This is a genomic window from Pseudomonas sp. MWU347 (assembly GCF_017947305.1).
In the GTDB taxonomy this organism is placed as follows: Bacteria; Pseudomonadota; Gammaproteobacteria; order Pseudomonadales; family Pseudomonadaceae; genus Aquipseudomonas; species Aquipseudomonas putida_A.
The window spans coordinates 575,742-599,142 of record NZ_JAFGZB010000001.1 but is presented as its reverse complement, the minus strand read 5'-3'; the positions used below and the strand labels follow the sequence as shown (position 1 = coordinate 599,142).

The following is a 23,401-nucleotide window of genomic DNA, read 5'->3' as shown; positions in this document are numbered from 1 at the left end:
AATACAACAATGTCCAAGAAAATTTTCGTAACCGACACCATCCTGCGCGACGCTCACCAATCGCTGCTCGCCACCCGCATGCGCACTGAAGACATGCTGCCGATCTGCGACAAGCTCGATAAGGTCGGCTACTGGTCGCTGGAGTGCTGGGGCGGTGCGACGTTCGACGCCTGCGTGCGCTTTCTGAAAGAAGACCCGTGGGAGCGTCTGCGCCAACTGCGCGCCGCGCTGCCCAACACCCGTCTGCAAATGCTTCTGCGCGGGCAGAACCTGCTGGGCTACCGCCACTACAGCGACGACGTGGTCAAAGCTTTCGTTGCCAAGGCAGCGGTCAACGGCATCGACGTGTTCCGCATCTTCGACGCAATGAACGACGTGCGTAACCTGCGCGTAGCGATCGAAGCGGTGAAGGCTGCCGGCAAACACGCTCAGGGCACCATCGCCTATACCACCAGCCCGGTGCACACCATCGACGCGTTTGTGGCGCAAGCCAAGCAGATGGAAGCCATGGGTTGCGACTCGGTGGCGATCAAGGACATGGCCGGTCTGTTGACACCGTACGCCACCGGCGAACTGGTTCGCGCACTGAAAGCCGAGCAGTCGCTGCCAGTGTTCATTCACTCGCATGACACGGCTGGTCTGGCGGCGATGTGCCAATTGAAAGCCATCGAAAACGGTGCCGATCATATTGATACCGCGATCTCCAGCTTCGCCTCGGGCACCAGTCATCCGGGCACCGAATCGATGGTTGCTGCGCTCAAAGGCACCGAGTACGACACTGGTCTGAACCTGGAGTTGCTGCAGGAAATCGGTCTGTATTTCTACGCCGTGCGCAAAAAATACCACCAGTTCGAAAGCGAGTTCACTGCCGTCGACACCCGTGTGCAAGTCAACCAGGTGCCGGGCGGGATGATCTCCAACCTCGCCAACCAGCTGAAAGAGCAGGGCGCACTGAACCGCATGGCCGAAGTGCTGGCGGAAATCCCGCGGGTGCGTGAAGACCTCGGCTTCCCGCCGCTGGTGACCCCGACTTCGCAGATCGTTGGCACTCAGGCGTTCTTCAACGTGCTGGCCGGCGAGCGTTACAAGACCATCACCAACGAAGTGAAGCTGTACCTGCAAGGCGGCTACGGCAAGGCGCCGGGCGTGGTCAACGAGAAGTTGCGTCGTCAGGCCATCGGCAGCGAAGAGGTGATCGACGTGCGTCCGGCCGATCTGCTCAAGCCGGAAATGACCAAGCTGCGTGCCGACATCGGTGCGCTGGCCAAGTCCGAAGAAGACGTGCTGACTTTCGCCATGTTCCCGGACATCGGCCGCAAGTTCCTCGAAGAGCGTGCCGCCGGCACCCTCGTTCCGGAAGTGCTGTTGCCGATCCCTGAGGCCGGTGGTGTGGCGAAGGCCGGCGGCGAAGGCGTGCCGACCGAGTTCGTCATCGACGTCCACGGCGAAACCTACCGGGTCGATATCACCGGTGTTGGTGTGAAGGCCGAAGGCAAGCGTCACTTCTACCTGTCCATCGACGGCATGCCGGAAGAAGTGGTGTTCGAACCGCTCAACGAATTCGTCGGCGGAGGCAGCAGCAAACGCAAGCAGGCGTCGGCACCGGGCCACGTCAGCACTACCATGCCGGGCAACATCGTCGATGTGCTGGTCAAGGAAGGCGACACCGTCAAGGCTGGTCAGGCGGTGCTGATCACCGAAGCGATGAAGATGGAAACCGAAGTTCAGGCAGCGATTGCCGGCAAGGTCACCGCCATCCATGTGGCCAAGGGCGACCGGGTGAATCCTGGCGAAATCCTGATCGAGATCGAAGGCTGAGATAACTGCCGCGATCCAACGCTTTAAACCTCGGGGGGGCATGTGCTCCCCTTTTTTTTGCCTGCAATTTATCTGCACCAAGGCCCTTTGCAGAGGTGAGCCTGCTCGCGATAGCGGTGTATTGGTTTCTACGTACGTCGACTGATCTACCGCTATCGCGAGCAGGCTCACTCCTACAAGGGGGGGCTCAACTCATCAGAACGCCATTCGCCACTGGCCTGTCACGCCGTAACTGCGGCTGTCGTTGCCGGCCTCGCCAGTGAGGCCAATGCCCAAGGTGTTGCGGGCGGACAGAGTCAGATCCACACCCGCATCCAGCGTAAAGCTGTTGCGATCCATCTCGGCCCCGGCGACTGCAAAGCTTTTGCCACCCTTGACCAGTTGCTGGCGCGTTTCGTTATCGAGCTCGCCGTAGGTATGTTTCACGCTGGCGCTGAGACGTGGCGTCAACTGCATGCCGTTGGCCAGGTGACTGGTTTTCGCCAGGCGCAGGCCGACGGTGCTGCTCGGGTTCGCCCGGGTCTGCCCCTGAACCTTGAGCGCCGCATCGCCACCTTTCTCGGTGTAGCCGTCACGCTGGTAGCGTTGATAACCCACGCTGGCGAATGGTTCGAAGCTGACGTTGCCACGCCCCAGGTCGTAGCCGACTTCGGCAAACACCTGCTGGGTACTGGCGTCATAGCTGCTCTTGAGGCGATCACTGAAACCCTTGAAGGCAACGCGACGTTTGCCACTGCCGTCATGACTGCCGTACGAGGCGCCCAGGCGCAGGGCGAACGGGCCGTCCTGTCGCTGGGCGTAGGCGCCGAGGTACCAACTGTCGAGATCGCCGTCGAACTGTTGGGCATCGAAGCGGGTTTGCGCTTTTGCGCCCATCAGGCCGACATGCCATTGCTCGTCGATTCGCCAGTCGGCCCCCATGATCAGACCTTGAGTGGAATGCTTCAGGACACTGTCGGCGTCCCGGTCGACCTTGCCGCCATTTCCCAGAGCCTGCAGCCAGACCCGCCCGTTGCCTTCGCCGCCAGCCGCCAGCCGCGGTGTATTCCCCGATCCTTGCGTGCCATGGCGGCCGTCCAATTGATGCATGGCCGAGAGCATGCTGGCGCTGAGCGGATTGACGCTGCTCAGTGTAGCTTTGGCGAGGTTGGCGTTGCTGCCGGCGGCGAGTTGTTCGAGGGCCACGCTGGCCGTCGGCTTGCTGGCGCCGATCAGGGCCGTGACGGCAGTATTTTGAGGTGTGGCCGCTTCCGAGGCTTTATCTGGTTGGCGAGGTGTCTCAGGCTCTTGAGGTTGCTGAGGTTGCTGAGGTTGCTGAGGTTGCTGAGGTTGCTGAGGTTGCTGAGGTTGCTGAGGTTGCTGAGGGGTGGAGGGTGTCTCGTCAATGCTTTGCGCGAGCGCCTGACTATTCTGCGTGGTCGCAAGGTTTTCGAGCGGCACATCGTTACGGGCATAGAGCAAGCCCACTCGTTGTGCTTCGTAGTGCAGCGTCGGAGTCATGTATGCCAGATCGTTTTCAACGGTGCCAAACTGCCCCTCAATCTTTCCCGCTTCCAGAATGGTGTGCTGACTGCTTTGCGGGTAGTCGCCGGTGGTGACGAGTTTCAGGGTGGCGTCACCCAAATGAGCGGTTCCCTTTACGACCACCGTCTGACTGTTGCCGGAAGCATCCACGGCATAGGACAGCACGGCAGAACGGGTCAGGCGCAGATCTCCCGCGACCTTGGGTGCGCCGTAGACATCGTCGACGGTCATGCGTCCGTACACGTTCAAATGATTAACCGCACCATTCCCGGCTATATGGCCGTTTTCCTGAACCTCCACCATGCCGTCAATCAGGCCCTGGTTGGTCAGGTCGCCGCCAGACGCGACAGTGGCGCCGCCATTGATCGCCCCTTTGTTGATCAAGATGCCCTCGGTCACTGCCGTACCCAGAATTTGCCCTTCATTGACCAGCAATGCCTTTGGATGAACCAGTACACCGAGGCTGAAATCACCCGGTCCGCTGCGGGTCCAGCTCCCGCGCCTGACCTCCAGCCCACTGAAGTTACGGGTTTCACCCAGCACGCCTTTCCTGTTCGCGTCGAGTTGCAGCAGGTTGTCGCCCCCGCCACCGTCGACCAGGCCGGCGAAGCTGCCCCGAGATTGCACGGTGACAAGGTCATTGCGCTCATCAAGCGCCAGCGCCACACCCTCCTGTGCCGGATAGGCTTTGCTGACCTTCAGCTGGACGGTTTCCGGATGATTAGCGAAAGCGGTGATCGCTGATTTGAATGTTTCAGGGGAGGCGGCAGAGATGCCTTGAGTGTCGGGCGGTGCGTCCTGGGCGATGGACAGATCGGCACATCCCATGGCCAAAGCAATGGCTAATGTCAGGTGTTTTGGTCGAAAGTGGAATTGAACGGGCATCGAGTTCAGCCTCTCGTGGAAGGAGGCCAAACTCTAAGTTGGAGCCGGCAGGCGCCGATGTCAGCCGGATCGCTCGGTGCTGCGGGCTGCGTCTGTTTGATCTTCGGAAAAGAGCGGCTCGACACGGATTGGCGGATTGCGTCGTGGCGCCGCGTTGTCGTTTCCTACAAGTTACGGTGCCATTAGCCGCTTGTAATGATCAGAAATTCATCTGCCACTGCTCGATCCGCCCGTGGTGGAAGTCTGTCGGCGGATCCGCTCAGCTACGCCGCACATAAGCCTTGCCGTAATGCCGCTCCATGCGCGCCTGGATCAGCTCCAGACCGATCGACATCAGCCAGTAAATGATCGCCGCCGTGGTCAACATCTCGATATAGCGGTAGCTCGAGCGTCCGTAGGACTGCGCCAGAAACATCACTTCCCAGACGCCCATCACCGAGATCAGTGACGAATCCTTGAGCATCGAGATGAACTGGTTGGTGGTCGGCGGAATAATCGTGCGCATCGCCTGGGGCAGGGTGATGCGCCAGAAGATCACGCTCTCGCGCATGCCCAGCGCCAGCGAAGCTTCGCGTTGGCCGTAGGGCACGCCGAGGATGCCGGCGCGGAAAATCTCGCTGAGGTAGGCGCCGTAGTTGAGTGACAGGGCAATGATCCCCGCCACCACCGCGCCGGGCACCACGCCCAGTTGCGGCAGGCCGAGGTAGATCAACAGGATCTGGATCAGCAGCGGCGTGCCGCGAAAGAACGAGGTGTAGAAACTGGCGATCCCGAACGCCACGGCGCTTTTCGACAGACGCGCCAGAGCGGTGACGAAGCCCAGCAAGGATGAGGCGACGATCGCGCAGGCGCAGAGAAACAGGGTCAGTGCCGCGCCCTGCAGAAAGCCGTTGGGCGCCAGGTGCACGCCGAGCAGATTCGGCAGCTTGTCGAGGATGATCGAGAGCTTCAGATCGAAGCTGAGGAAAAACCCGGCGAACAGGCTGAACATCGCCGCCCAGGTCAGGTACAGGCGCGTGCGGAAACCGAACAGCCGTTGCAGGCGCGATTCAGCCACCGGTTGCGGCGGCTGTGGAGGTGTCGGGAAGGCAGTCATTGGCTGATATCGGCGCCGATCCATTTCTGCGACAGCTTGCTCAGCGTGCCGTCCTGCTTGAGTTGCGCGAACACCTCGCGCACTTTGGCGTCCCACTCGGCATCACCCTTTTCGATGGCCACCGAGTTAGGTTCCGAGTACAGCGGCGCGCCCGCCAGTTTGAAACGCTGATCCTGATTCAGGCGCGGCTGCGCGGTCACCAAGTTGGTGAGGATGGCATCCAGGCGCACACCGGCGCCCAGGCCCAGATCCTGGAAGGCGACGTTGTCGGTATCGTACGGAGCGATCTGCACATCCTCGAACGGGTACTCCAGACGCGTGTCTTCGGCGCCTTCGATGACCAGATTCTTGTTCAGATAGCTTTCGTAGCTGGAGGCGCTGGTCAGGCCGACTTTCTTGCCGCTCAAGTCTTTGGCGCCGTGGATGCGATCGTCCTTGGCGTTGACCACGATCACGGCGGGCGAGGCGTAGTACTCGACCGGGAAATCGAACACTTCGGCGCGGGCTTTGCTCGGAGTCATGGAGCAGATGCAGATGTCATAGCGCCCGCTCCAGCGGCCGGCAGCGATCACGTCCCAGGATGGTGTTTCGAGGCGCAGCTTGACCCCCAGCTTGTCCGCAACGGCTTTGGCGACGTCCACGTCGAAGCCGTCGAGCTGATTCTGCTCATTGAGAAACGAAAAGGGTGGGTAGCTTTCCATCAGCACGCCGACCAGTTGTTTTTTCTGTTCGACGCGATCAAGTGTGGCGCCGCCGAAGGCTTGAGTGGACGCGGCAAGAATCGTCAGGCCCAGGGCCAGTAGCGGTTGAAGTTTCACAGTCGACACCTGAAAAAAAGGGGTTGTTATTAACCGAATGGTGCGTATTAAATAGTTATAAGAACTACTCTGGTAGTGAGTAATTTTCATAAGCATATGAGCGAAAAGCATATGGGCACAGCAAGCACGGTAATTCTCGATGGCGGCATGGGCCGTGAGTTGCAACGCGCCGGGGCGCCGTTTCGGCAGCCCGAGTGGTCGGCGCTGGCCCTGATCGAAGCACCGCAAGCGGTCGAAGCGGTGCACGCCGCCTACATCGCCAGCGGCGCCAATGTGATCACCAGCAACAGTTATGCGGTCGTGCCGTTTCATATTGGCGAGGCGCGGTTTGCCGCTGAAGGTCAGGCACTGGCGGCGTTGGCCGGAGAGCTGGCACAGCGTGCGGTGCAGGCCTCGGGCAAAGCGGTGCGAGTGGCCGGTTCGTTGCCGCCGCTGTTCGGCTCCTATCGCCCGGATCTGTTCGAAGCGGCGCGGGTGAACGAATTGCTGACGCCACTGGTGACCGGCCTGGCGCCACATGTCGACCTGTGGCTGGCGGAAACCCAGAGCTCGATCATCGAGGCGCGTTCCATTCGCGCCGGTCTGCCGCAGGACGGCAAACCGTTCTGGCTGTCGTTTACTTTGAAGGATGAAGACACCGACGAGGTGCCGCGTCTGCGTTCCGGCGAACCGGTGGCCGAAGCAGCGGCGGTGGCGGCGGAATTGGGCGTCGAGACGCTGCTGTTCAACTGCAGCCAGCCGGAAGTGATCGGTGCGGCGATTGATGCGGCGCGCGATACCTTCGAACGCCTGGGTGTGCAGATTCACATCGGCGCGTATGCCAACGCGTTTCCACCGCAACCGAAAGAGGCGACCGCCAACGACGGCCTCGACCCGTTGCGCGACGATCTGGATCCGCCGGGGTATCTGCACTGGGCGAAGGATTGGCAGCAGCGGGGCGCCAGTCATTTGGGCGGTTGCTGCGGGATCGGGCCGGAACACATCGCGGTGCTGGCGCAAAAGTTGGGGTAAACAACAGATCAAAAGATCGCAGCCTGCGGCAGCTCCTACATGGGATTGACGTTCACCCTGTAGGAGCTGCCGCAGGCTGCGATCTTTTGCTTTGACGATTTAACTACGGCACTCGCCCAACCCTTTGAGCTGCCCGGTCGGCGTCTGGTTGGCATCGCTCAACCACTGCTCGAACCCTGTCGCAATCGCCGGCCACTCCGCATCCACAATCGAATACCACGCGGTATCGCGGTTCTGGCCCTTGACCACCATGTGCTGGCGGAACACGCCTTCGAAGCTGAAGCCCAGGCGTTCGGCGGCGTATTTGGAGCGGGCGTTGCCGTTGTTGCACTTCCACTCCAGGCGACGATAGCCCTGTTCGAAGGCGTATTTGGCCAACAGGTAAACCGCTTCGGTACTCTTTGGTGAACGTTGCATCGGCGCACCGAAGGTGACGTGGCCTATCTCGATGCGCCCCTGCGCCGGGACGATCGACATCAGGCTGAGGATGCCTTGCACCTCGCCCGTGACGCGGTCGATGACGCTGAAGAAATACGGATCGCTGCTGGCCGCATGGTTGTTCAACCAGTCATTGAAAACGCTGCGCTCGGGGAACGGCCCATAGGGCAAGTAATCCCACAGCTTCGGGTCGGCGCCGGGGCCTTCGAGGGCGTTGAACAACTCGTCGCCGTGGCGCGCCGGGTCGAGGCGTTCCAGGCGGATGAACCGGCCTTCGAGCAAGGTGGCGGTGGGGGCGGGGACGCCTTTCCAGTCGGCAAGTGCAGTGGTCATGTACGCGGCTCCTTAAATGGCTTTGCGAAACTGGATGAATCCCGGGCGCTCGGCGATGCGCTCGTAGAGCTGAATCGCGGTGGCATTGGTTTCGTGGGTCAGCCAATGCACTTTGCAGCAACCGTCGGCCTTGGCAGTGGCGTAGACGTGTTCGATCAGCAAGCGACCGACGCCGGTGCCACGAGTCTCTGGCGCCACCAGCAGGTCCTGCAGGTAGCAGGAGTTTTCGATGCTCCAGTTCGAACGGTGATAGATGAAATGCACCATGCCCTCCGCTTTGCCGTCGGCCCAGGCGAGGGCGGCGTGGGTCGGCTCGCTCGGATCGAGGAAACGCTGCCAGGTGCTCTGCGTGACGGCGTCCGGCAACTCGGTATTGTAGAAGCGCAGGTAGGCCTGCCACAGCGGCAACCAGGCGGCGTGATCACCGGCGGTCACCGGGCGGATCTGGATCTGACTCATGCTGATTTCCTTAACGCATCAAGTGGGCGAGGGTTCGGTCGGCGATGTCGGGGCTGGCAGCCAGGCCTTCGCGCACGCCGGCAATGTCTTCGGCGCTGCGGTTCTGGCTGAGCTTGCGCTTGCCTTCGAGGCGGTCGATGGGAATGGCGAAACCGACGATGGCCTTGAGCATGCCGTCGATGTAGTCGGCCGGCGCATCGTCGACCTTCCACGGTTGTGCGCGACCGGCTTCATGGCGATCAGTCAGCGTGCTGACGATGTCGAGCAGGCGCCCGCCGTCGCTGAAGGTTTCGGCGTGGCCGTAGGCGTGCACAGCGACGTAGTTCCAGGTCGGCACGACTTTGCCGTGCTCGGCCTTGCTCGGGTAAAACCCCGGGCTGACGTAGGCGTCGGGGCCGGCGAATATCAGCATCGCTTCAGCGCCGTCGCGCAGGTCTTTCCATTGCGGATTGGCTTTGGCCAGGTGCCCGTACAGCGTGCCGTTCGGACCCTGTTCGCGGTGCAGCAGCACTGGCACGTGGCTGGCTTGCAGGCCGTTTTCACCGTGGCTCACCAGAATCGCGAGGCGAGTGGCGAGGATCAGTTCGTGCAGTTGCGACAGTTCGTCGATGGCAAAGGCGCGGGGCGTGTACATGGATAGATTTTCCTTGGCGAATGCCTGCATCCTAGGCAGGCTATTGGTCTGTTGTAAGAGCCATTGATGACCAATTTCATAGGTCCATTGTCATGCCCGAATCGCCCACGCTGTCCATGCCGTTTAATCCGGCCGGTATCGAGCTCGACCGCCGTCAGGGTTTGAGCCGCCAGCTCTATCAGGCGCTACGTCTGCGCGTGCTGGACGGGCGTCTGGCCAGTGGCACGCGGCTGCCGGCCAGCCGTGATCTGGCGACGGCGTTGGCGATTTCCCGCAACAGCGTGGTGCGCGCCTACGATCAGCTGTACGCCGAAGGCTTCATCGAAGGCCGGGTCGGGGACGGCACGTATGTCGCCCAGTTGCCGCGCAGCGCATTGCCCACGAAAAAACTATCCACAAAAGTATCCACAGGGTTTTCAACAAGCTTACCCACAGCCTTATCCACAAATTGGCTGGATTTACCTGTGGTTCCATCCAGTAAAGTTATCCACAGCGACGCAATTCAGCGGGTTGAAAACAATCATCTGGCCCTGCCACCCAGTGGTCCGCCGCGTGCTTTTCGGGTCGGCGTTCCAGCCTTCGATCTGTTCCCGTTTGACGTCTGGGCCAAGCTGAACGCGGCTTTCTGGCGCAAGCCGGATTTGCAGCAGTTGTGTTATGGCGATCCGGCGGGCGATGCGCGGTTGCGCGGGATGATCGCGGCCTATTTGCGCAGCTCACGGGGCATGCAGTGCACGGCTGAGCAAATTGTGATCACCAGTGGCGCACAGCAGGGCATAAGCCTTTGTGCACAGTTGCTGGTAGCGCCGGGCGACGGCGTAGCGATTGAAAATCCCGGGTATCGAGCGGCCGGTCATGCCTTCGCCGTGGCCGGTGCCCGGTTGCACGGGGTGGCGGTGGACAGCGAGGGAATCGACTGTCAGCAACTGGCAGGACTGACCGATTGCCGCCTGACCTATGTCACGCCATCCCACCAGTACCCCACGGGGGTGGTAATGAGTCTGGCCCGCCGCCTCGAATTGCTGGCCTGGGCCGAGCGCACGCAGGGCTGGATCGTCGAGGATGATTACGATGGCGAGTATCGTTACAGCGGCGCGCCGCTGGCGCCTTTGGCCGCTCTCGATCGACAGGGGCGAGTGCTGTATGTCGGCACGTTCGGCAAGGTCGCGTTCCCGGCGTTGCGCCTGGGGTATCTGGTGTTGCCGCCGGGGTTGGTGGAGGCATTTGCGCAAAGGCGTGCGGTGGATGTGCGTCACTCCGAAGTCAGTACCCAGGCGGTGATGGCCGAGTTCATGGCCGCCGGGCATTTCCAGCGGCACATCCGACGCATGCGCCGCGCGGCGCTGAGCCGACGCAATGTCCTGCTCGGTGGCTGGCCGCAGAATATTCCGGGCGTCGGCCAGTTGCCCGGCGTTGCCGCCGGGCTGCACCTGACCGTGCCGGTCGCCAGTGTGGCGCGTGAAAGCCAACTGATCGAACTGGCGCGTAGCGCCGACGTCGAGATCAATGGTCTGAGTAGCTATTGGCTGCCTGATTCCACGACCCCGGTCGACCAGCGCGCCGGACTGGTGCTGGGCTTTGCCGCGGTGCCTGAGCGCGCAATCGAAGCGGCGCTCGAGCGTTTGCGAATCGTGTGGCACACCCTCTGAAGCGGGCGCAGATCGATGCGCCCGACGGTGGCATCACGGTTGTGCTTCGAGTTGCAGGAACAGGCTCGGATCGCCAATCCGGCGCAGCACGTAGTCGATGGGTGTCAGAGCAGTCAGGGCCTGTCGACGTTCTGCGCTGAGGGTCTTCAAATGCGCATCGGCGATTTTCAGGTGCGCCGCGGTGAATTGTTCCGGCGCGGCTTCGGGCGAGTCGTAGTGAAAATGCGCGAGCCATAACGGCTGATCATGCTGGGTGCTGTCGAGTATCTGATACTCCTGAAAGTAATCCTGGCGCTTTTTGGTCTTGATCCGGCCTTTGGTGTTCCTGACGATCCGGACCTGATGATTGTCCAGCAACCATTGCAAATAGGCTTGTCGAGGCTGGCGATCCTTGAGCAGACTGGCGCGCACGGCGATGCCTTGAGCGCGTAACCGGATCGCCGCACTGTTGAGTTCCGCACTCAAATTGCCCACCGGCAACCGCGTGCCGCCGGAGGCGACAATGCGGGCCTGCGCCTGTTCGACGCTGACCGCAATCTGCTCCAGTCGCCGCGCCTGCTGATCGAACAGATCCTGCATGTCTGCCGGTATACGGTTGGGCTTCAGAGCGTCACGACGGGTTCGGTCAATGAACGCCTGCACTCGCTCATTCTGGGTCAGGGCATCGGCAATGAACTCGATGTCGCCCACGTGCGTCGTCGGGGAGGCGGTGGGTCTGACGGGAAGCATTTCTTCCAGAGGTGATTCGCTGGCGGCTGCGGGTCTGGCGGGCGCAGGGTCACGAGGCCGGCTCTTGGTGACCTTGCCAACCGGCCGAGACGGTCCTGCGACAGAGGGGCCCCGTGTGACCGGCGTGCTGCTTGCTCCGGTTTCCGGCAGCAGTTCGCTCAGTTGCTCCTGCGCCAGTTGTCTGAATTCGCCGAGCAGGCTCCTTAGCCGCGCCAGTTCTGCCGCAACCACCATGCCCGGGTATTCGCCTGGCAAGTCCCCCAGACGCTGATCGGCATCGACATAGACATCGATCAGTCGGCTCAGACGATCAATGCGCAGCGCAGTGCTGTCGCCGTTGTCGGGTTTCCTGATCAGGGCGGCGTGGCGATGTGTGGCGGTGGCGGCTTCGATTATCAGCCAACCGGTGGCTTCCCGCGCCGCTTCGGTGGCAGTTTCCTGCATGCACAACTCGTGAGACATGCCGATGGCATTGGACTTCAGATCCCACTGGTTAAACGCCGGGAGCAGTTGGCGCAAGCGTTGTGCGGTGGTCATGCCTGCGCTGCCGATGGTGTCGAGAGTTTCCAAGGAGGTACGGGACAGCTGCAGGCGGGCGATCATGTCCTGGCTCAACGCCAGAGCCTGGTGCAGTTCCTCGTTGTAACTTTGCAGCGCCGCCGGTGTATCGATGACCGTGTGCCGAGCCAATTTACGGGTCAATACCGCGTATGCGTTGCGTTTGAGAACGAACCAGAGGCTGAGGTTTTTTTGCAGCAAAGTGGTCATGCGCTGCAATTCGACGAAATAGCCATCGCTCCCCCCTTTGAGGCGCCATTGGCCGAGTATTTTCAGGGCCTCGTCGTAATCCCCGATCAGCTTTTCGACCTGCTCAAGGTAACGCCGGGTCGCCTCTTGGTGGGCTTGTCCGGAGGCGCCAAGCATGGCTGACTGGGCTTGCTCCAGAGCTGCGTTGCCGACGGCTTCCTGATTTCTGAATGCTTGCAGAGCCGCCCCGAGCTGGTTCCTCTGGATTTCCTTTTCCTTGCGCTGGGCCTTGAGCTGACTTTGCAGGCTGGTGCCGCCGGCGCCACCGCGCAGACGCAGTCGGGTATCCACGAACCATTGGCCTTGCTGGTTGTGAATCAGCAGCGGACCGGTTTTTGACGGTGTCTGCGGATCAACGATTTGCACCTGCTGGTCATCGTTTTCAATCACGCGGAACCAGCGATCGCCCGCCTGCGCATAGGTGCTGGTAGCGAGGCGATACAGGGTCGCCTTGCCGCGCAGCAGGGTTTCCACGGCGGCTGTCGTGAGGTCGGGAGCCGGCACGGCCAGAGTATTCAGAAACGTTGCCAAGGCACCGGGCGAGCGCCGGGGCACCGAGCCGTAGGCTTCAAGGGAGGAGTAATGGCTGGCCGGGAGCTGGTCACTCAACAGCGCGGTGACGTGTGTAACCGTGGGTGGGACAGGCGTTTGTACAGGGGGGGCCTGGATCCGGGGCAGTCCTTCGCTTTCGATTTCGCTTACGCCTTCGCTGCGCAACGCTGTGCGGGGGCCGGTTGTGCGTTGTGTGGCCGCATGATGGGCCAGGATCATGCCCAAGTTCAGCAACATATCGGCGACGGCGCTCCACTGCGCGTGGGTATCGCCACGATTGTGGGCGTCCACGACCTGATCGATTTCGCTGATGCTTTGCCAGACCCAGATCGCCGCGCCTGCCGGGCCGCAGAGAAAGTTCGCGGCAACGTTGAACAACGCCCACCCACTGTCTCGCAGCAAGGCCCAGCGGCGTTGCGCATTGGACAACGACTGTCGGTCAGCGAGTTCGGCCATCGCCAGTGCATGGGTTTTGAACAGCACCGGGAACACCTCGCCAGTCAGTGCCGTGGAGGCAAGCCCGACCGGCCCGGCCCACTTGACGCTGGTCCAGGGTTCGGCGAGCAATTGCGCGCCCAGCCACGGACTGGGCAGACCGATGGGGAAGGTGTATTGGGCATATTTGAAACTGGTTTGCGAATCCGCCAGCCACGCCAGCACCGAATCCCTCAATTCGCCTGGCTGATGGATGGCGTACAGCAGGTTTTGCGTTGAAGGGAATTGCAGCAATGGCTGCTCAAGCAACGGACGATACAGCAGGCATGGCCCGGCTCCAGGCAGGCGCGGGGCAATGATGAACATGTTGGTGACAACATCGCCAGCAGTCTCCCCGGCATGGATAAACGTCAGCGGGCGAATGACCACAGTGTGTGGATGACCCGGTGTCGTTTTGAGCCACTCCTGAACGCAGCGATAACCTTGCTCATCTACGCCGCCGAGGCGTCGCAGCTTGGATTCCAGTGCAATCAGCGGCAACACTGCGTGCAACTGGCGGATGTAAAAGCGCTGCTGCAGGGGGGCCTGCAGCGGATCGTTGATCAGTCTGTCCCTGATCAATCCGGGGTAGACCTCACCCATGTCGATCTTGTTTGCCATCTTCGTCAGGTAGGCGACAGTCAGCCACTGCGGCAGCGCTTGTGGCGGGTCGAATTGCAGCGTCGCCAGATACGGCGTGCGGTTTTGCAAGGCGTACTCGCCCAGGGTTTCGATATGGGTGTCATGCGGATCGGGCAGTGTCACGCCTCCCGATTCGAAGCTGTTGGTGATGCGGATTTGCAATTTGTCCAAAGGCAGCCCGGCCGCCGATGGCTGATCGGCAATGATCGCCTCACGCATGCAATTGTGCGCATACGTATCGATCGGCGGGATTGGCAACAGCGCCTTGTCTGCCTGCCGGTACAACTGGCCCAGCGCATTGATCGATTGGCTGTATTGATCGAGCTCGGCAGCCGAAGCGTCGAGCAGCCAGTCGGGTATCGAATCATCGAGGTCGATGAGGGTGTTTTTCTGCGGTTCGCTGGCTTGCTCGATCAGGGGCAGAAGGGAGGTACCGTCCTCGGTCTCCTCGTCGAGACTTTGTCGGGTGATTGCCCGGATGGCATCGAGCTGGTTGGCAATCAGGACCCACGCCATGTGGTCGAAAAAATTGCCCTCGGGTTCGAACAACTGCCACTGCAGATTCTGTCCGGCCGGCAACAGTTCGATACGCTGCGGCAGTGATTCACCCAGTTGCTGCAGAGAGTCGAATGTCTCGTAACCATCTTCCACGGTGTACATCATGACCAGATCGCGCAGGCCATAGCGTCCGAAAATCACCACGGCGCCGCCCAGAATCAGGTGCCGGGCAGCGCCTTGAGCATCGACCGAGTCGATGTCGATCAGGCACACGCGGATGTCCGACAGTGTTATGTCGTGACGCTGGCGCTCCTGTTTGTCGGGGCGCCGCGAAATCGCCCGGGCGACCAGACACTGCTCATCGTCCCAGCCCTCGGCGTTATGGACGTTCAGGGCTTCGCGCAGGGCATCGGAGAGTTCTTGCCAGCGCGGCAATTGGCGTCGGGTGCTGTTCCAGTAATCCAGCTGTCGCTCGGCGAAGGCAACAAACAACAGGGGCGCATAATCGTTGAGCAGATCGGCAATGGCCTCGATATCGACATCCATATGCACCACTGGCGTGGCCTGGTGGTTCAAGGTCAGAAAGTGTTCACCCTCCAGATAGTTGGCGCTGGAGCCGTTGAAAAATTGCCGGACGAGTGCCTCTGTCAGTGATTCAAATCGGGTCGGCAGGGCCACTCGTTCCGCGTTCAGCCATTGCCATTGTGGCGTGCCGATCATGGCCTGCTCGGGATCGATCTTGCGTTGTGGATACAGCGCTTCGAGCGCCTGGCGCAGCACTGCGCTGGCGACTTCATCGACTGTGGGCCCGCGACTGGTCTGATGGACGATCTGGCTCTTTTGCAGCAATGCATGGGTTTCGGTGTTCGCTGAATGCTCAGTCATTGTCATTGTCCTTTTTGACGTTTGGGGCTTATGAGAAAAACAGCGAACGCGCCAGCTGCGGGCTGATCGCGCTGCGATAGATAGCGATGATTTGCGGGCTGCTGGTGGCTGAGTCCAGGTCGAAGGCGCCGGCCATCCGCCGTTGCTCCTGCAGTTTCAAATGGGCGGCGGTGAAGGCGTCGGCCGGTGCATCGGGGCTGTTGTAATGGAAGTGCGCGTACCACAACGTCTTGCCGCTGCGCCGCTCGCGAATTTCGTACTCCTGCAGATAATCCCTGCGCGGGCCTTTGAGGCGACGCCGGGCACCGCCAGACACAATGTCAATCTCATCCTTGTGCAATAACCATTCGACCCGGGCAGCGGTTGGCGGTTGTTGCTTGGTCATCTCGACCCGTATCCGGTAGCCCTCGGCGTACAGGCGTTCACCCGCCTGGTTCAATTGGGCGATCAGGGCTGGCGGCTCCTCGGTGCTGTTCGCCCGCAGCCGGGCCTGTTCAAGGCTTTTCGCGCTTTCATCGAGCTGTTCGGCCTTGCGCTGGAACTGCTCTTCGATCTCCACCGGAATCCGACCGGGTTTTTTGGCATGGGCTTCGGTTTGCCGGATGAAGCTTTCTACGCCATCGAGCAGCGCCTGGCCCTGGCTGATCTGGGTGGCGAGATCCGCTACCGGAGCAGGCGGGCGGCGCCGTCCGGGCTGAATGCGTTCGACCCAGACACCGGGCGTTTTCTCGTGAAAAGTGGCGATGACGTTCCCGGTCATGGGCGCTTTCACGTCAAGCAGGACCGGTTGCCCTGGCGCCGAGGAACGCAACTCGCCGACCACTGTGCCCTTGAAGCGGGTTTTGATAATCCGTTTACGTGAGGCTGGCGCTGGCCTTGAAGGACCGGGCCGAGGCTCCACCGGCCGGTGTTCGAGGAGCAATTGCGCCAGGTGCTCTTCGGTCTGGTGCTGAAACTCGTTGATTCGTTTACGCGTATGGCTGAAGGGCTCGTCGAGCAGCACATCCTTGTGGTTGAGGGCGAAATCCTCGAACGACTGATCGATGGCGGCAAACTGTTCGAGCATGCCGTTGAGGCCTTCGATCCGCTCGTTGGCCCCCAGGCTGGTGTGGTCAAGCAGCAGTTCCTGGGAGGTCTGAATCACCAGGTTGGTTGTGTCGAGCAGGCGTACCAGATCGCCTTGTGCCTGAGTCAGCGCTGGCGAAGCCTGCTCTTGCAGGCAGATGTCGCGAGCCAGCGACACCTGAAGCGCCTTGAGATCATTGAGACTGAACACAGGCAGCTTTGCGCGATAGGTATTGGCGACTTCAGCGGCACGTTTGCCCAGTCGGCTCAACTCCTGAAAACGTGACTGGGCAAACTCGATCCTGCTGATCATGTCCTCGGTCAAATCGTACATTCTGCGGTAGATGACGGGGTCACCGGTGCCTGCAGCCGTTTCCTCGGCCTCGAGCAGCACCAGGGTTTCCTTGAGGGTTCTGGCGAAGAGGGGGTCACGTTGAGTGAGCCATGTCTGGTTGAAGAACAACTGGGTACCGAGCATCTCGGTCATGGCGGTGCGGAAATGGGGTACGGTCTCAAGCAGGTTCAGCGATTTCAGCTGTTCGATGGGCGCCGCGTATTCCTCGGTGCGGCGTTCAAGTGCTGCAAGAAACGTGGTCTGCTGCGCCACCAGAGTGTCATCGCTGGCCGCGGTCATGGCGGTGTGAGCGGCTGTCAGCTCTGTGCGGGCCTGCTCGCGCGTGTTATCGAACTCGGTCAGTTGTTTCTTGAGTTCGGCGATGCGTTCATTGTTTTCCCGTCGTTTGGCCTTGCGCCGACTCGACAGACCACCACCGCGCAGACGCAGGCGAGTGTCGACGAACCACTCGCCCCGTCGATTGCGGATCAACCCCGGACCCGCACGTCCGGGCTGTCGCTGCGAATTGATGATCGATACCTCACCGGTGTCGGTGACCGCTACTTCGAACCAGCGCTCACCCACGGGTGCGTAGTACCCGCTGGCATGTCGATAAAGGTGACGATAAAGGCCGGCGTCGCTGGCGGTCGGGGTGAGCGCTTCGGGGCGCGTAACGGCAAACCGATCCAGGGTTTGGGTCAGGCTCAGGGCGGTGTCGGTCATCAGCGAAGTCTGGTGTTGCGCCGGATACTCACCGATCACATCAGGGCGTTGCACGATGCTTACCGGCGTTGGTGGTGCCGGCTCCCTGGGCTCGGTCTCGACGGTCACCGGCTTCTTTTCAGTGATGTCCCGAGGCGTCGCGTTACGGGTGCTGGCGTGATGGGCGAGCACCATGGCCAGGGTCAGCAACAGATCGGTCATCGCGGTTTTCTGCTGCGCGGTGTCGCCTGTGGCGGCGGCGTCGAAGGTTTGTTGCAGATCGTCCAGCACTTGCCAGATCCAGGCGGCGGTACCGACGGTTCGACCGAAAAACGGCAGCGCGGCGCTGAGGATCATCCAGCTCGCATGCTTGAAGCTCTCCCAGCGACTTTCGCTATTGGACACCGATTGCCGATTCGCCAGTTCGACCATTGCACTGACGTTGGCCTTGAACAGAACAGCCAGGTAATCGGTAGCGATGACTGCTGTTCCCAAGGTCAGCGTGCCGCTCATCTGCAAGGAAGTCAGTGGGTCGGCGAGCAGTTGTGAGAGCGACCATACCGAGGGGCGATCATCGCTGAACACGTAATTGGCATAGTTGGCGCGCGCACTGTCCGGCAACCAGGCGAGGACCGCCTGACGCAATGTCGGTGAATGCTTGATGGCGTACACCAGGTTGGCCGGCGACGGGTACTGGAGCAAGGCGTGATCGGACAGCGGCCGGTACAGCAGGCAGGGTCCCTTGTCCATCTGTCGGGGCCCGATCACGAACATGTTGGCCACTTCATCGGTGGTCGTCCCCGGGCGCCACGCGGGATTGAAGGCCAGCGGTCGAATGACAATCTCCTGACCGTCCACCCGGCGATTGGCGTCCAGCAACTGAACCACGGCCGCGACATAGCGATAGCCCGCCTCGTCGACCCCGCCCTGCGCGCGAATCTTCTGCTGCAACGCCAGTAACGGCAATTCGACACGCAGCCGGCTGGTGAACAGGTTCTGCCGTCGCAGGCTTTCCAGCGGGTCATCGCGCAGTTTTTGCCTGATCAGCGCAGGATAGGTCTGGCCGATGTCGACACTGACGATCAATCTCTCCAGATAATCGGCCGTCATCCATGCCGGCACCGGAGTGCTGCCGATATTGCTCACGGTCTTGTTGCCCAGCGGCAAGGCAATCAGGTTCTGCAACGCCAGATCGACCAGGCTGAAGGTGCTGCGTTCGGGCTCCAGCAACGGTGTGAAACTGCCCCACACCACCACGCTGTCGACCACGATGCGAATCTCGGCCAGATTCAGTTCAGTGGCTTCGGGATGCTCCTTGAGCAGGGCCGCCTGCAGTTGCTCCAGCGCGAACTCGCGAATCGGTTTGATACCGTCGTCAAAGGACTGCTCGGCGTTCTGACTTTGCACCTGCGCCAGATCCATCAGATGACGGCTGTAGGCAGTCAGGTCGCTGGGCGAGGCGTCGACCATCCACTCTGGCAACGCTTGCTCGACCAGGTTGAAGCGTGAAGACGACTGCTTGTCCGTGGGATCGAGTTCATTGGTCGTGCGGCTGACGTGGGGCGTCAGGTTGGTTGTCGCCGGTTCGTTTGCCAGCTCGCCAATCGCGTCGGCCTGCAGGGCGATCAGATTGCACGCCAGATGATCGAAGTAGTCACCGTCAGGTTCGATCAGCCGCCATTGCAGGGTTGCAGGCGGCGGTCCCTCCGTCTGGCTCTGCAGTGAGGCACCCAGTTCCTGCAGGGTATCGAAGGCCTGGAAACCGCGAGTGATGGTGTGGGTGAGAATCAGCGTGCGGCTGCCGAGCGTGCCGATCAGTACGGCCATATCGAGGACGTGCAGGTGAGTGGAAGTGCCATCGCGCGTGGTGTCCAGATCGATCAGGCAGGCGCGGGACTGATAGCGATCATCGGTACTGCGGGCAGTTTTTTGCGGATGGTCGAAAAGACTCTGGGCCATGGCGCGCTGGTCGTCGTCCCACGCCGGGTTCGTCCCGACGTTCCACAGTTCGCGCAGGGACCTGGACAATCCCTGCCAGCGCGGGGCGGAGGCGCGGGTGAACTGGTTCCAGTAATCGACCTGTTGTTCCTCGAAGGCAACAAACAGCAGCGGCGCCAGTTCATTGAGCAGCCTGGCGATAGCCTCGATGTTGACGGGCAGTTGTACCGGCGTCTCGTGAGCAGGATGCAAGGTGAGGTAGTGCTCGCCATCCAGGTAGGTCACTGGCTTGTTGGCGACGCCATGACGCACCAGCGCATCGGTCAGCGATTCGAAGTGTCGCGGCCCGGGGACGACACGCTGGTCACGCAAGGTCCAGCCAGGTGTCACCACCATTGCCAGTCGCGGGTCGATCTGTAACTTGGGGTATAGCGTCTTCAGTGCCGGTTGCAGGGCGCGGGTGGCGACTTCCCTGATTGAGGGGCCGGCGATCAGTTGGGTGAGCAGGGCGTCTTGATCATCCGGCAGCTTGTGGTCGGCGGGAGAGTTGAGGGTTTCTGGCATGGTCACATCCTTGGTCAGAACAGCAGGCACCGCGAAAGTGGCGGCGGGCGATGCGTTGCAAGGTAGTGACGGGCCGAGCACCGAAGGTGGTAGATAGATATCGCAGGCAAAAAAAGACCCGCACGGCGGCGGGTCTTGTCGTCAGCGTCGGCTCAGGTACCGGACTTGATCTTGGTCCAGGCCCGGGTGCGTGCCCGTTCGGCATCCCGCGGCAGCGGTTGCAGGGTGTAAAGCGTGCCCATCGCCGCATCGGTCGGGTACAGGTTGGGGTTGTTGCGGATCGCCGGATCGACCAGTTGCGTGGCGTCCTTGTTCGGGTTCGGATATCCGACGAAGTCGCTGACCGGCGCGATCACCGCCGGTTGCAGCAGGTAGTTGATGAAGGTGTAGGCGTCCTCGGTGTTCTTCGCGCCCTTGGGAATGGCGAGCATGTCGAACCAGATCGGTGCGCCTTCCTTGGGCAGGCGCATGTCGACCACCACACCGTTCTTCGCTTCCTTGGCGCGGTTGGCCGCTTGCGAGAAGCTGCCGGAATAACCGACCGCGACGCAGATGTCACCGTTGGCGATGTCGGCCATGTACTTGGATGAGTGGAAGTAGGTGATGTACGGCCTGATCTTCATCAGCAGCGCTTCGGCCTTGGCGTAATCCGCCGGGTTCTTGCTGTTGGGATCCAGACCCAGGTGTTGCAGCGCCAGCGGCAGGATCTCCGACGGCGAATCGAGCAGGGCGACGCCGCACTGCTTGAGCTTGCTGAGATTCTCTTCCTTGAAGATCAGGTCCCAGCTGTCCACCGGCGCGTTATCGCCCAGCGCGGCTTTGACCTTGGCCGGGTTGAAGCCGATCAGGATGGTGCCGTACATGTACGGCACGGCGAATTTGTTGCCCGGGTCGTTGGCTTCGATCAGCTTCATCAGTTTCGGATCGAGATGATTCCAGTTCGGCAGCTTGCTGCGATCCAGCGGCTGGAACACCCCGGCTTCGATCTGCTTGGCGAGGAACACGTTGGACGGCACCACCACGTCATAGCCGGAGTTGCCGGTCAGCAGCTTGGCTTCCAGTGCTTCGTTGGTGTCGAAGATGTCGTAGACCAGTCTGGTCTGGGTGTTCTGTGCCTTGAAGTCTTCCAACGCCTTGGGCGTGATGTAGTCGAACCAGTTGTAGACGCGCAGGGTGCGTTCTTCGGCGTGGGCGCCGACGCTGAGCAGCGCGGCGCACAGGGCTGGCGCAATGCAGTGCTTGAGTCGGTTCATTGTTCGAACCCTTCGAGCACGTTCACTGCGTTGATGCCGATTTCCTCCACCGCGTAACCACCCTCCATGACGAACAGCGTCGGCTTGCCGAGGGCGGCGATGCGTTTGCCCATGGCCAGGTAATCCGGGCTGTCGAGCTTGAACTGCGAGATCGGATCGTCCTTGAAGGTGTCGACGCCCAGCGACACGACGATGATGTCGGCACCGTAGCTGTCGATCTCGTTGCAGGCCTGTTCCAGCGCCGCACTCCACACATCCCAGCCGGAACCGGCCGGCAGCGGATAGTTGAAATTGAAACCTTCACCGGCGCCTTCACCGCGTTCATCCTCGTAGCCGAGGAAGAACGGAAACTCGGCTTCCGGATGGCCGTGGATCGAGGTGAACAGCACGTCGCTGCGCTCGTAGAAGATCGACTGGGTGCCGTTGCCGTGGTGATAGTCGACGTCAAGGATCGCGACTTTCCTGTGGCCGGCATCGAGAAATGCCTGGGCGGCGATGGCGGCATTGTTGAGGTAGCAATAACCGCCCATCAAGTCGCTGGCGGCGTGGTGTCCCGGTGGTCGGCACAGGGCGAAGGCGCTGTGTGCGCCGCGCTGGATTTCCGCTTGGGCGGTGAGGGCGACCTGCGCTGCGCTGTACGCCGCTTGCCAGGTGCCGGCGGTGATCGGCGCGCCGCCGTCGAAGCTGTAGTAGCCGAGCTGGCCGTGCAGGCTGGTCGGTTTGATTTGCCGCAGAGTGCGGGCGGGCCAGGTGTAGGGCAGCAGGTCGCCGTCGGTGTTGAATTCGGTCCAGCGTGCCCATGCACCTTTGAAGAAGTCGAGGTAATCGCGGCTGTGGATGCGCGCGATCGGTTCGAGGCCAAAATCCTTTGGCGCTTCTACCGGGCCGAGGTTCTGGTGCTGTACCCGTTGCAGCACGTGGTCGGCGCGCGACGGCATTTCGAAACACGGCTTGAGCTGGCCGTCGATGAGTTCGCAGCGGCCGTGGTGCAGGTGGTGATCGTCCGAGTAGATCGTCAGCATTTGTTGTTCTCCGCAGGGGGCTGATTCGGTTGCCCCCAGTGTTGCGGCGCGCGGCGAATCGGAGAACGGCAGGAAAGGCCAAAAGGGGATCGATATGGCCAAAAACTCTGACCGCAATTCGCCCCTCTTTTCAGTACAGCCTTGCTTCGATTCAGGCATGAAATGCGTCCCGGTGGGAGCGGGCTTGCTCGCGAATACGGTAGGTCAGATAAATTGATCGCGACTGACACTGCGAATTCGCGAGCAAGCCCGCTCCCACATTGGAACATCAATGAGGGCGAAACTGGCTCGGCGCCACCCCGCTCCAGCGCACGAACGCATGGCGGAAACTCGCGGTCTCGCTGAAGCCCAGGGTCTCGGCGATGCGGTAGATCGGCAGTTGATCCTCACACAGCATCTGCTTGGCCCGCTCGAAGCGCAGTTCGTCGAGCAGTTCCTGATAACTGCTGCCCATGTCCTTCAAATGGCGGCGCAAGGTGCGCGGCGAGCACTTCATTTGCTGGGCCAGCCCCTCCAGCCCCGGTGCTGCATTGAGCTGGGCACTGAGCAACTGGCGAATCCGCCCCAGCCACGCCTGACGTCCGGTGAACTCGATGTTCTGTTTGCGGCAGCGGTCGGCCATGGCCTGGTGGGTGATGCTGTCGGCCAAAGGCAACGGCTGATCGAGCCAGCGCCGGTCAAAGGCGAAAGCATTGTCCTTGGCGCCGAAGTGCAGAGGGCTGTTGAAGTGCTCAGCGTAGCTGTCGCGGTAATCCGGCGCGGCATGTTCAAAACGTGTCGCCAGTAGCGGCAGCGGATGCCCAAGCAAATCGTCGCAGATGACCTTCAATGACACCAGGCAGAACTCCGCGTTGAACACCGCCATCGACGGGCTCTCGCGGTAATCGGCGGCGACGAACCAGACCCGCTCGCCGTCGTCTTCCAGTCTCAGTTCGAAAAGTGTTCCCAGCAGCGCCGGATAGCGAATCGCCAGGCGCAAAGCGTCACCTAAGGTGGCACTGGTGAGCAGGGCGTAACCGAGGATGCCGTAGCAGGACACGTGCATCCGCCGGCCCAGTTCCAGGCCGATGTCATGCTTGAGCGCGACCGCATTGGCGCAGACCTGCATTTCCTGATTGGTGGTGATGCGTGTGTCGGCACGGGCCAGATCCGCCGTACTGATGCCGCTGCCGGCCAGCAGCGCTTCGCTCGACAGGCCTTCGGTCTTGAAGGTGTTGAGTACCAGTGAGACGGCATTGAGCGTCGTGAGGTGGGAGTGGAGCATGAGGCGG

General features: G+C 61.3%; 14 protein-coding genes. 3 read left to right on the top strand and 11 right to left on the bottom strand.

All coding sequences use genetic code 11. The features are described from left to right. Positions 1-9: 9 nt before the first annotated feature. Positions 10-1,818: a sodium-extruding oxaloacetate decarboxylase subunit alpha gene (gene oadA, locus KCG87_RS02670; RefSeq protein WP_007962245.1), complete on the top strand. Its 1,809-nt coding sequence runs from the start codon at positions 10-12 to the stop codon at positions 1,816-1,818. Between the two features lie 195 nt (positions 1,819-2,013). Here the strand turns inward: oadA and KCG87_RS02665 are convergent, their stop codons facing one another. The 3 genes from KCG87_RS02665 to KCG87_RS02655 form a co-directional block, all read right to left on the bottom strand. Then, positions 2,014-4,227, bottom strand: coding sequence for an autotransporter outer membrane beta-barrel domain-containing protein (locus KCG87_RS02665; protein WP_210556273.1), 2,214 nt, complete (start codon positions 4,225-4,227; stop codon positions 2,014-2,016). 259 nt (positions 4,228-4,486) lie between these two features. Continuing rightward, positions 4,487-5,323 carry an amino acid ABC transporter permease gene (locus tag KCG87_RS02660; RefSeq protein WP_003229672.1) on the bottom strand — a complete coding sequence of 279 codons (837 nt, stop codon included), beginning with the start codon at positions 5,321-5,323 and terminating at the stop codon, positions 4,487-4,489. Beyond that, on the bottom strand, positions 5,320-6,141 hold the full coding sequence (locus KCG87_RS02655; protein WP_027610350.1) for an ABC transporter substrate-binding protein: 822 nt from the start codon (positions 6,139-6,141) through the stop codon (positions 5,320-5,322). The genes KCG87_RS02660 and KCG87_RS02655 overlap by 4 nt, the downstream gene beginning before the upstream one ends. Positions 6,142-6,252: 111 nt before the next feature. On the opposite strand from KCG87_RS02655, the gene KCG87_RS02650 reads away from it, so the two are divergent. After that, on the top strand, positions 6,253-7,152 hold the full coding sequence (locus KCG87_RS02650) for a homocysteine S-methyltransferase family protein (RefSeq protein ID WP_027610351.1): 900 nt from the start codon (positions 6,253-6,255) through the stop codon (positions 7,150-7,152). Between the two features lie 99 nt (positions 7,153-7,251). Here the strand turns inward: KCG87_RS02650 and KCG87_RS02645 are convergent, their stop codons facing one another. From KCG87_RS02645 to KCG87_RS02635, 3 genes are read right to left on the bottom strand one after another with little or no spacing between them, the layout of a single operon-like run. Continuing rightward, the gene (locus KCG87_RS02645; protein WP_210556275.1) at positions 7,252-7,923 is read right to left on the bottom strand and encodes a GNAT family protein; all 672 of its coding nucleotides are present in this window, start codon (positions 7,921-7,923) and stop codon (positions 7,252-7,254) included. A gap of 12 nt (positions 7,924-7,935) precedes the next feature. Then, a complete protein-coding gene (locus tag KCG87_RS02640; protein WP_210556277.1) occupies positions 7,936-8,382 on the bottom strand; it encodes a GNAT family N-acetyltransferase in 447 nt (148 codons plus the stop codon). A gap of 10 nt (positions 8,383-8,392) precedes the next feature. Next, positions 8,393-9,016: an FMN-binding negative transcriptional regulator gene (locus KCG87_RS02635; RefSeq protein ID WP_027610354.1), complete on the bottom strand. Its 624-nt coding sequence runs from the start codon at positions 9,014-9,016 to the stop codon at positions 8,393-8,395. Between the two features lie 92 nt (positions 9,017-9,108). On the opposite strand from KCG87_RS02635, the gene KCG87_RS02630 reads away from it, so the two are divergent. Further along, entirely contained in the window at positions 9,109-10,665 is a 1,557-nt protein-coding gene (locus tag KCG87_RS02630) for a PLP-dependent aminotransferase family protein (RefSeq protein ID WP_210556278.1), read from the top strand. Between the two features lie 33 nt (positions 10,666-10,698). On the opposite strand, the gene KCG87_RS02625 is transcribed toward KCG87_RS02630, so the two are convergent. From KCG87_RS02625 to KCG87_RS02605, 5 genes are all read right to left on the bottom strand, one after another. Next, on the bottom strand, positions 10,699-15,252 hold the full coding sequence (locus KCG87_RS02625; protein ID WP_210556279.1) for a hypothetical protein: 4,554 nt from the start codon (positions 15,250-15,252) through the stop codon (positions 10,699-10,701). Between the two features lie 28 nt (positions 15,253-15,280). After that, a complete protein-coding gene (locus KCG87_RS02620) occupies positions 15,281-19,855 on the bottom strand; it encodes a hypothetical protein (protein WP_210556280.1) in 4,575 nt (1,524 codons plus the stop codon). Between the two features lie 152 nt (positions 19,856-20,007). After that, entirely contained in the window at positions 20,008-21,108 is a 1,101-nt protein-coding gene (locus tag KCG87_RS02615) for a polyamine ABC transporter substrate-binding protein (protein ID WP_134785023.1), read from the bottom strand. Continuing rightward, positions 21,105-22,130, bottom strand: coding sequence for a histone deacetylase family protein (locus tag KCG87_RS02610; protein WP_134785022.1), 1,026 nt, complete (start codon positions 22,128-22,130; stop codon positions 21,105-21,107). Before KCG87_RS02610 ends, KCG87_RS02615 begins: the two co-directional genes overlap by 4 nt. A gap of 268 nt (positions 22,131-22,398) precedes the next feature. Next, a complete protein-coding gene (locus KCG87_RS02605; RefSeq protein WP_210556281.1) occupies positions 22,399-23,394 on the bottom strand; it encodes an AraC family transcriptional regulator in 996 nt (331 codons plus the stop codon). Between the last annotated feature and the right edge of the window lie 7 nt (positions 23,395-23,401).

Excerpts from the sequence above, each read along its gene's own strand:
- KCG87_RS02610 (WP_134785022.1), bottom strand. The coding sequence starts at position 22,130 with ATGCTGACGATCTACTCGGACGATCACCACCTGCACCACGGCCGCTGC.
- KCG87_RS02615 (WP_134785023.1), bottom strand. The coding sequence starts at position 21,108 with ATGAACCGACTCAAGCACTGCATTGCGCCAGCCCTGTGCGCCGCGCTG.
- oadA (WP_007962245.1), top strand. The coding sequence starts at position 10 with ATGTCCAAGAAAATTTTCGTAACCGACACCATCCTGCGCGACGCTCAC.
- KCG87_RS02630 (WP_210556278.1), top strand. The coding sequence starts at position 9,109 with ATGCCCGAATCGCCCACGCTGTCCATGCCGTTTAATCCGGCCGGTATC.
- KCG87_RS02640 (WP_210556277.1), bottom strand. The coding sequence starts at position 8,382 with ATGAGTCAGATCCAGATCCGCCCGGTGACCGCCGGTGATCACGCCGCC.
- KCG87_RS02660 (WP_003229672.1), bottom strand. The coding sequence starts at position 5,323 with ATGACTGCCTTCCCGACACCTCCACAGCCGCCGCAACCGGTGGCTGAA.
- KCG87_RS02620 (WP_210556280.1), bottom strand. The coding sequence starts at position 19,855 with ATGCCAGAAACCCTCAACTCTCCCGCCGACCACAAGCTGCCGGATGAT.
- KCG87_RS02635 (WP_027610354.1), bottom strand. The coding sequence starts at position 9,016 with ATGTACACGCCCCGCGCCTTTGCCATCGACGAACTGTCGCAACTGCAC.
- KCG87_RS02645 (WP_210556275.1), bottom strand. The coding sequence starts at position 7,923 with ATGACCACTGCACTTGCCGACTGGAAAGGCGTCCCCGCCCCCACCGCC.
- KCG87_RS02650 (WP_027610351.1), top strand. The coding sequence starts at position 6,253 with ATGGGCACAGCAAGCACGGTAATTCTCGATGGCGGCATGGGCCGTGAG.
- KCG87_RS02605 (WP_210556281.1), bottom strand. The coding sequence starts at position 23,394 with ATGCTCCACTCCCACCTCACGACGCTCAATGCCGTCTCACTGGTACTC.
- KCG87_RS02625 (WP_210556279.1), bottom strand. The coding sequence starts at position 15,252 with ATGACTGAGCATTCAGCGAACACCGAAACCCATGCATTGCTGCAAAAG.
- KCG87_RS02665 (WP_210556273.1), bottom strand. The coding sequence starts at position 4,227 with ATGCCCGTTCAATTCCACTTTCGACCAAAACACCTGACATTAGCCATT.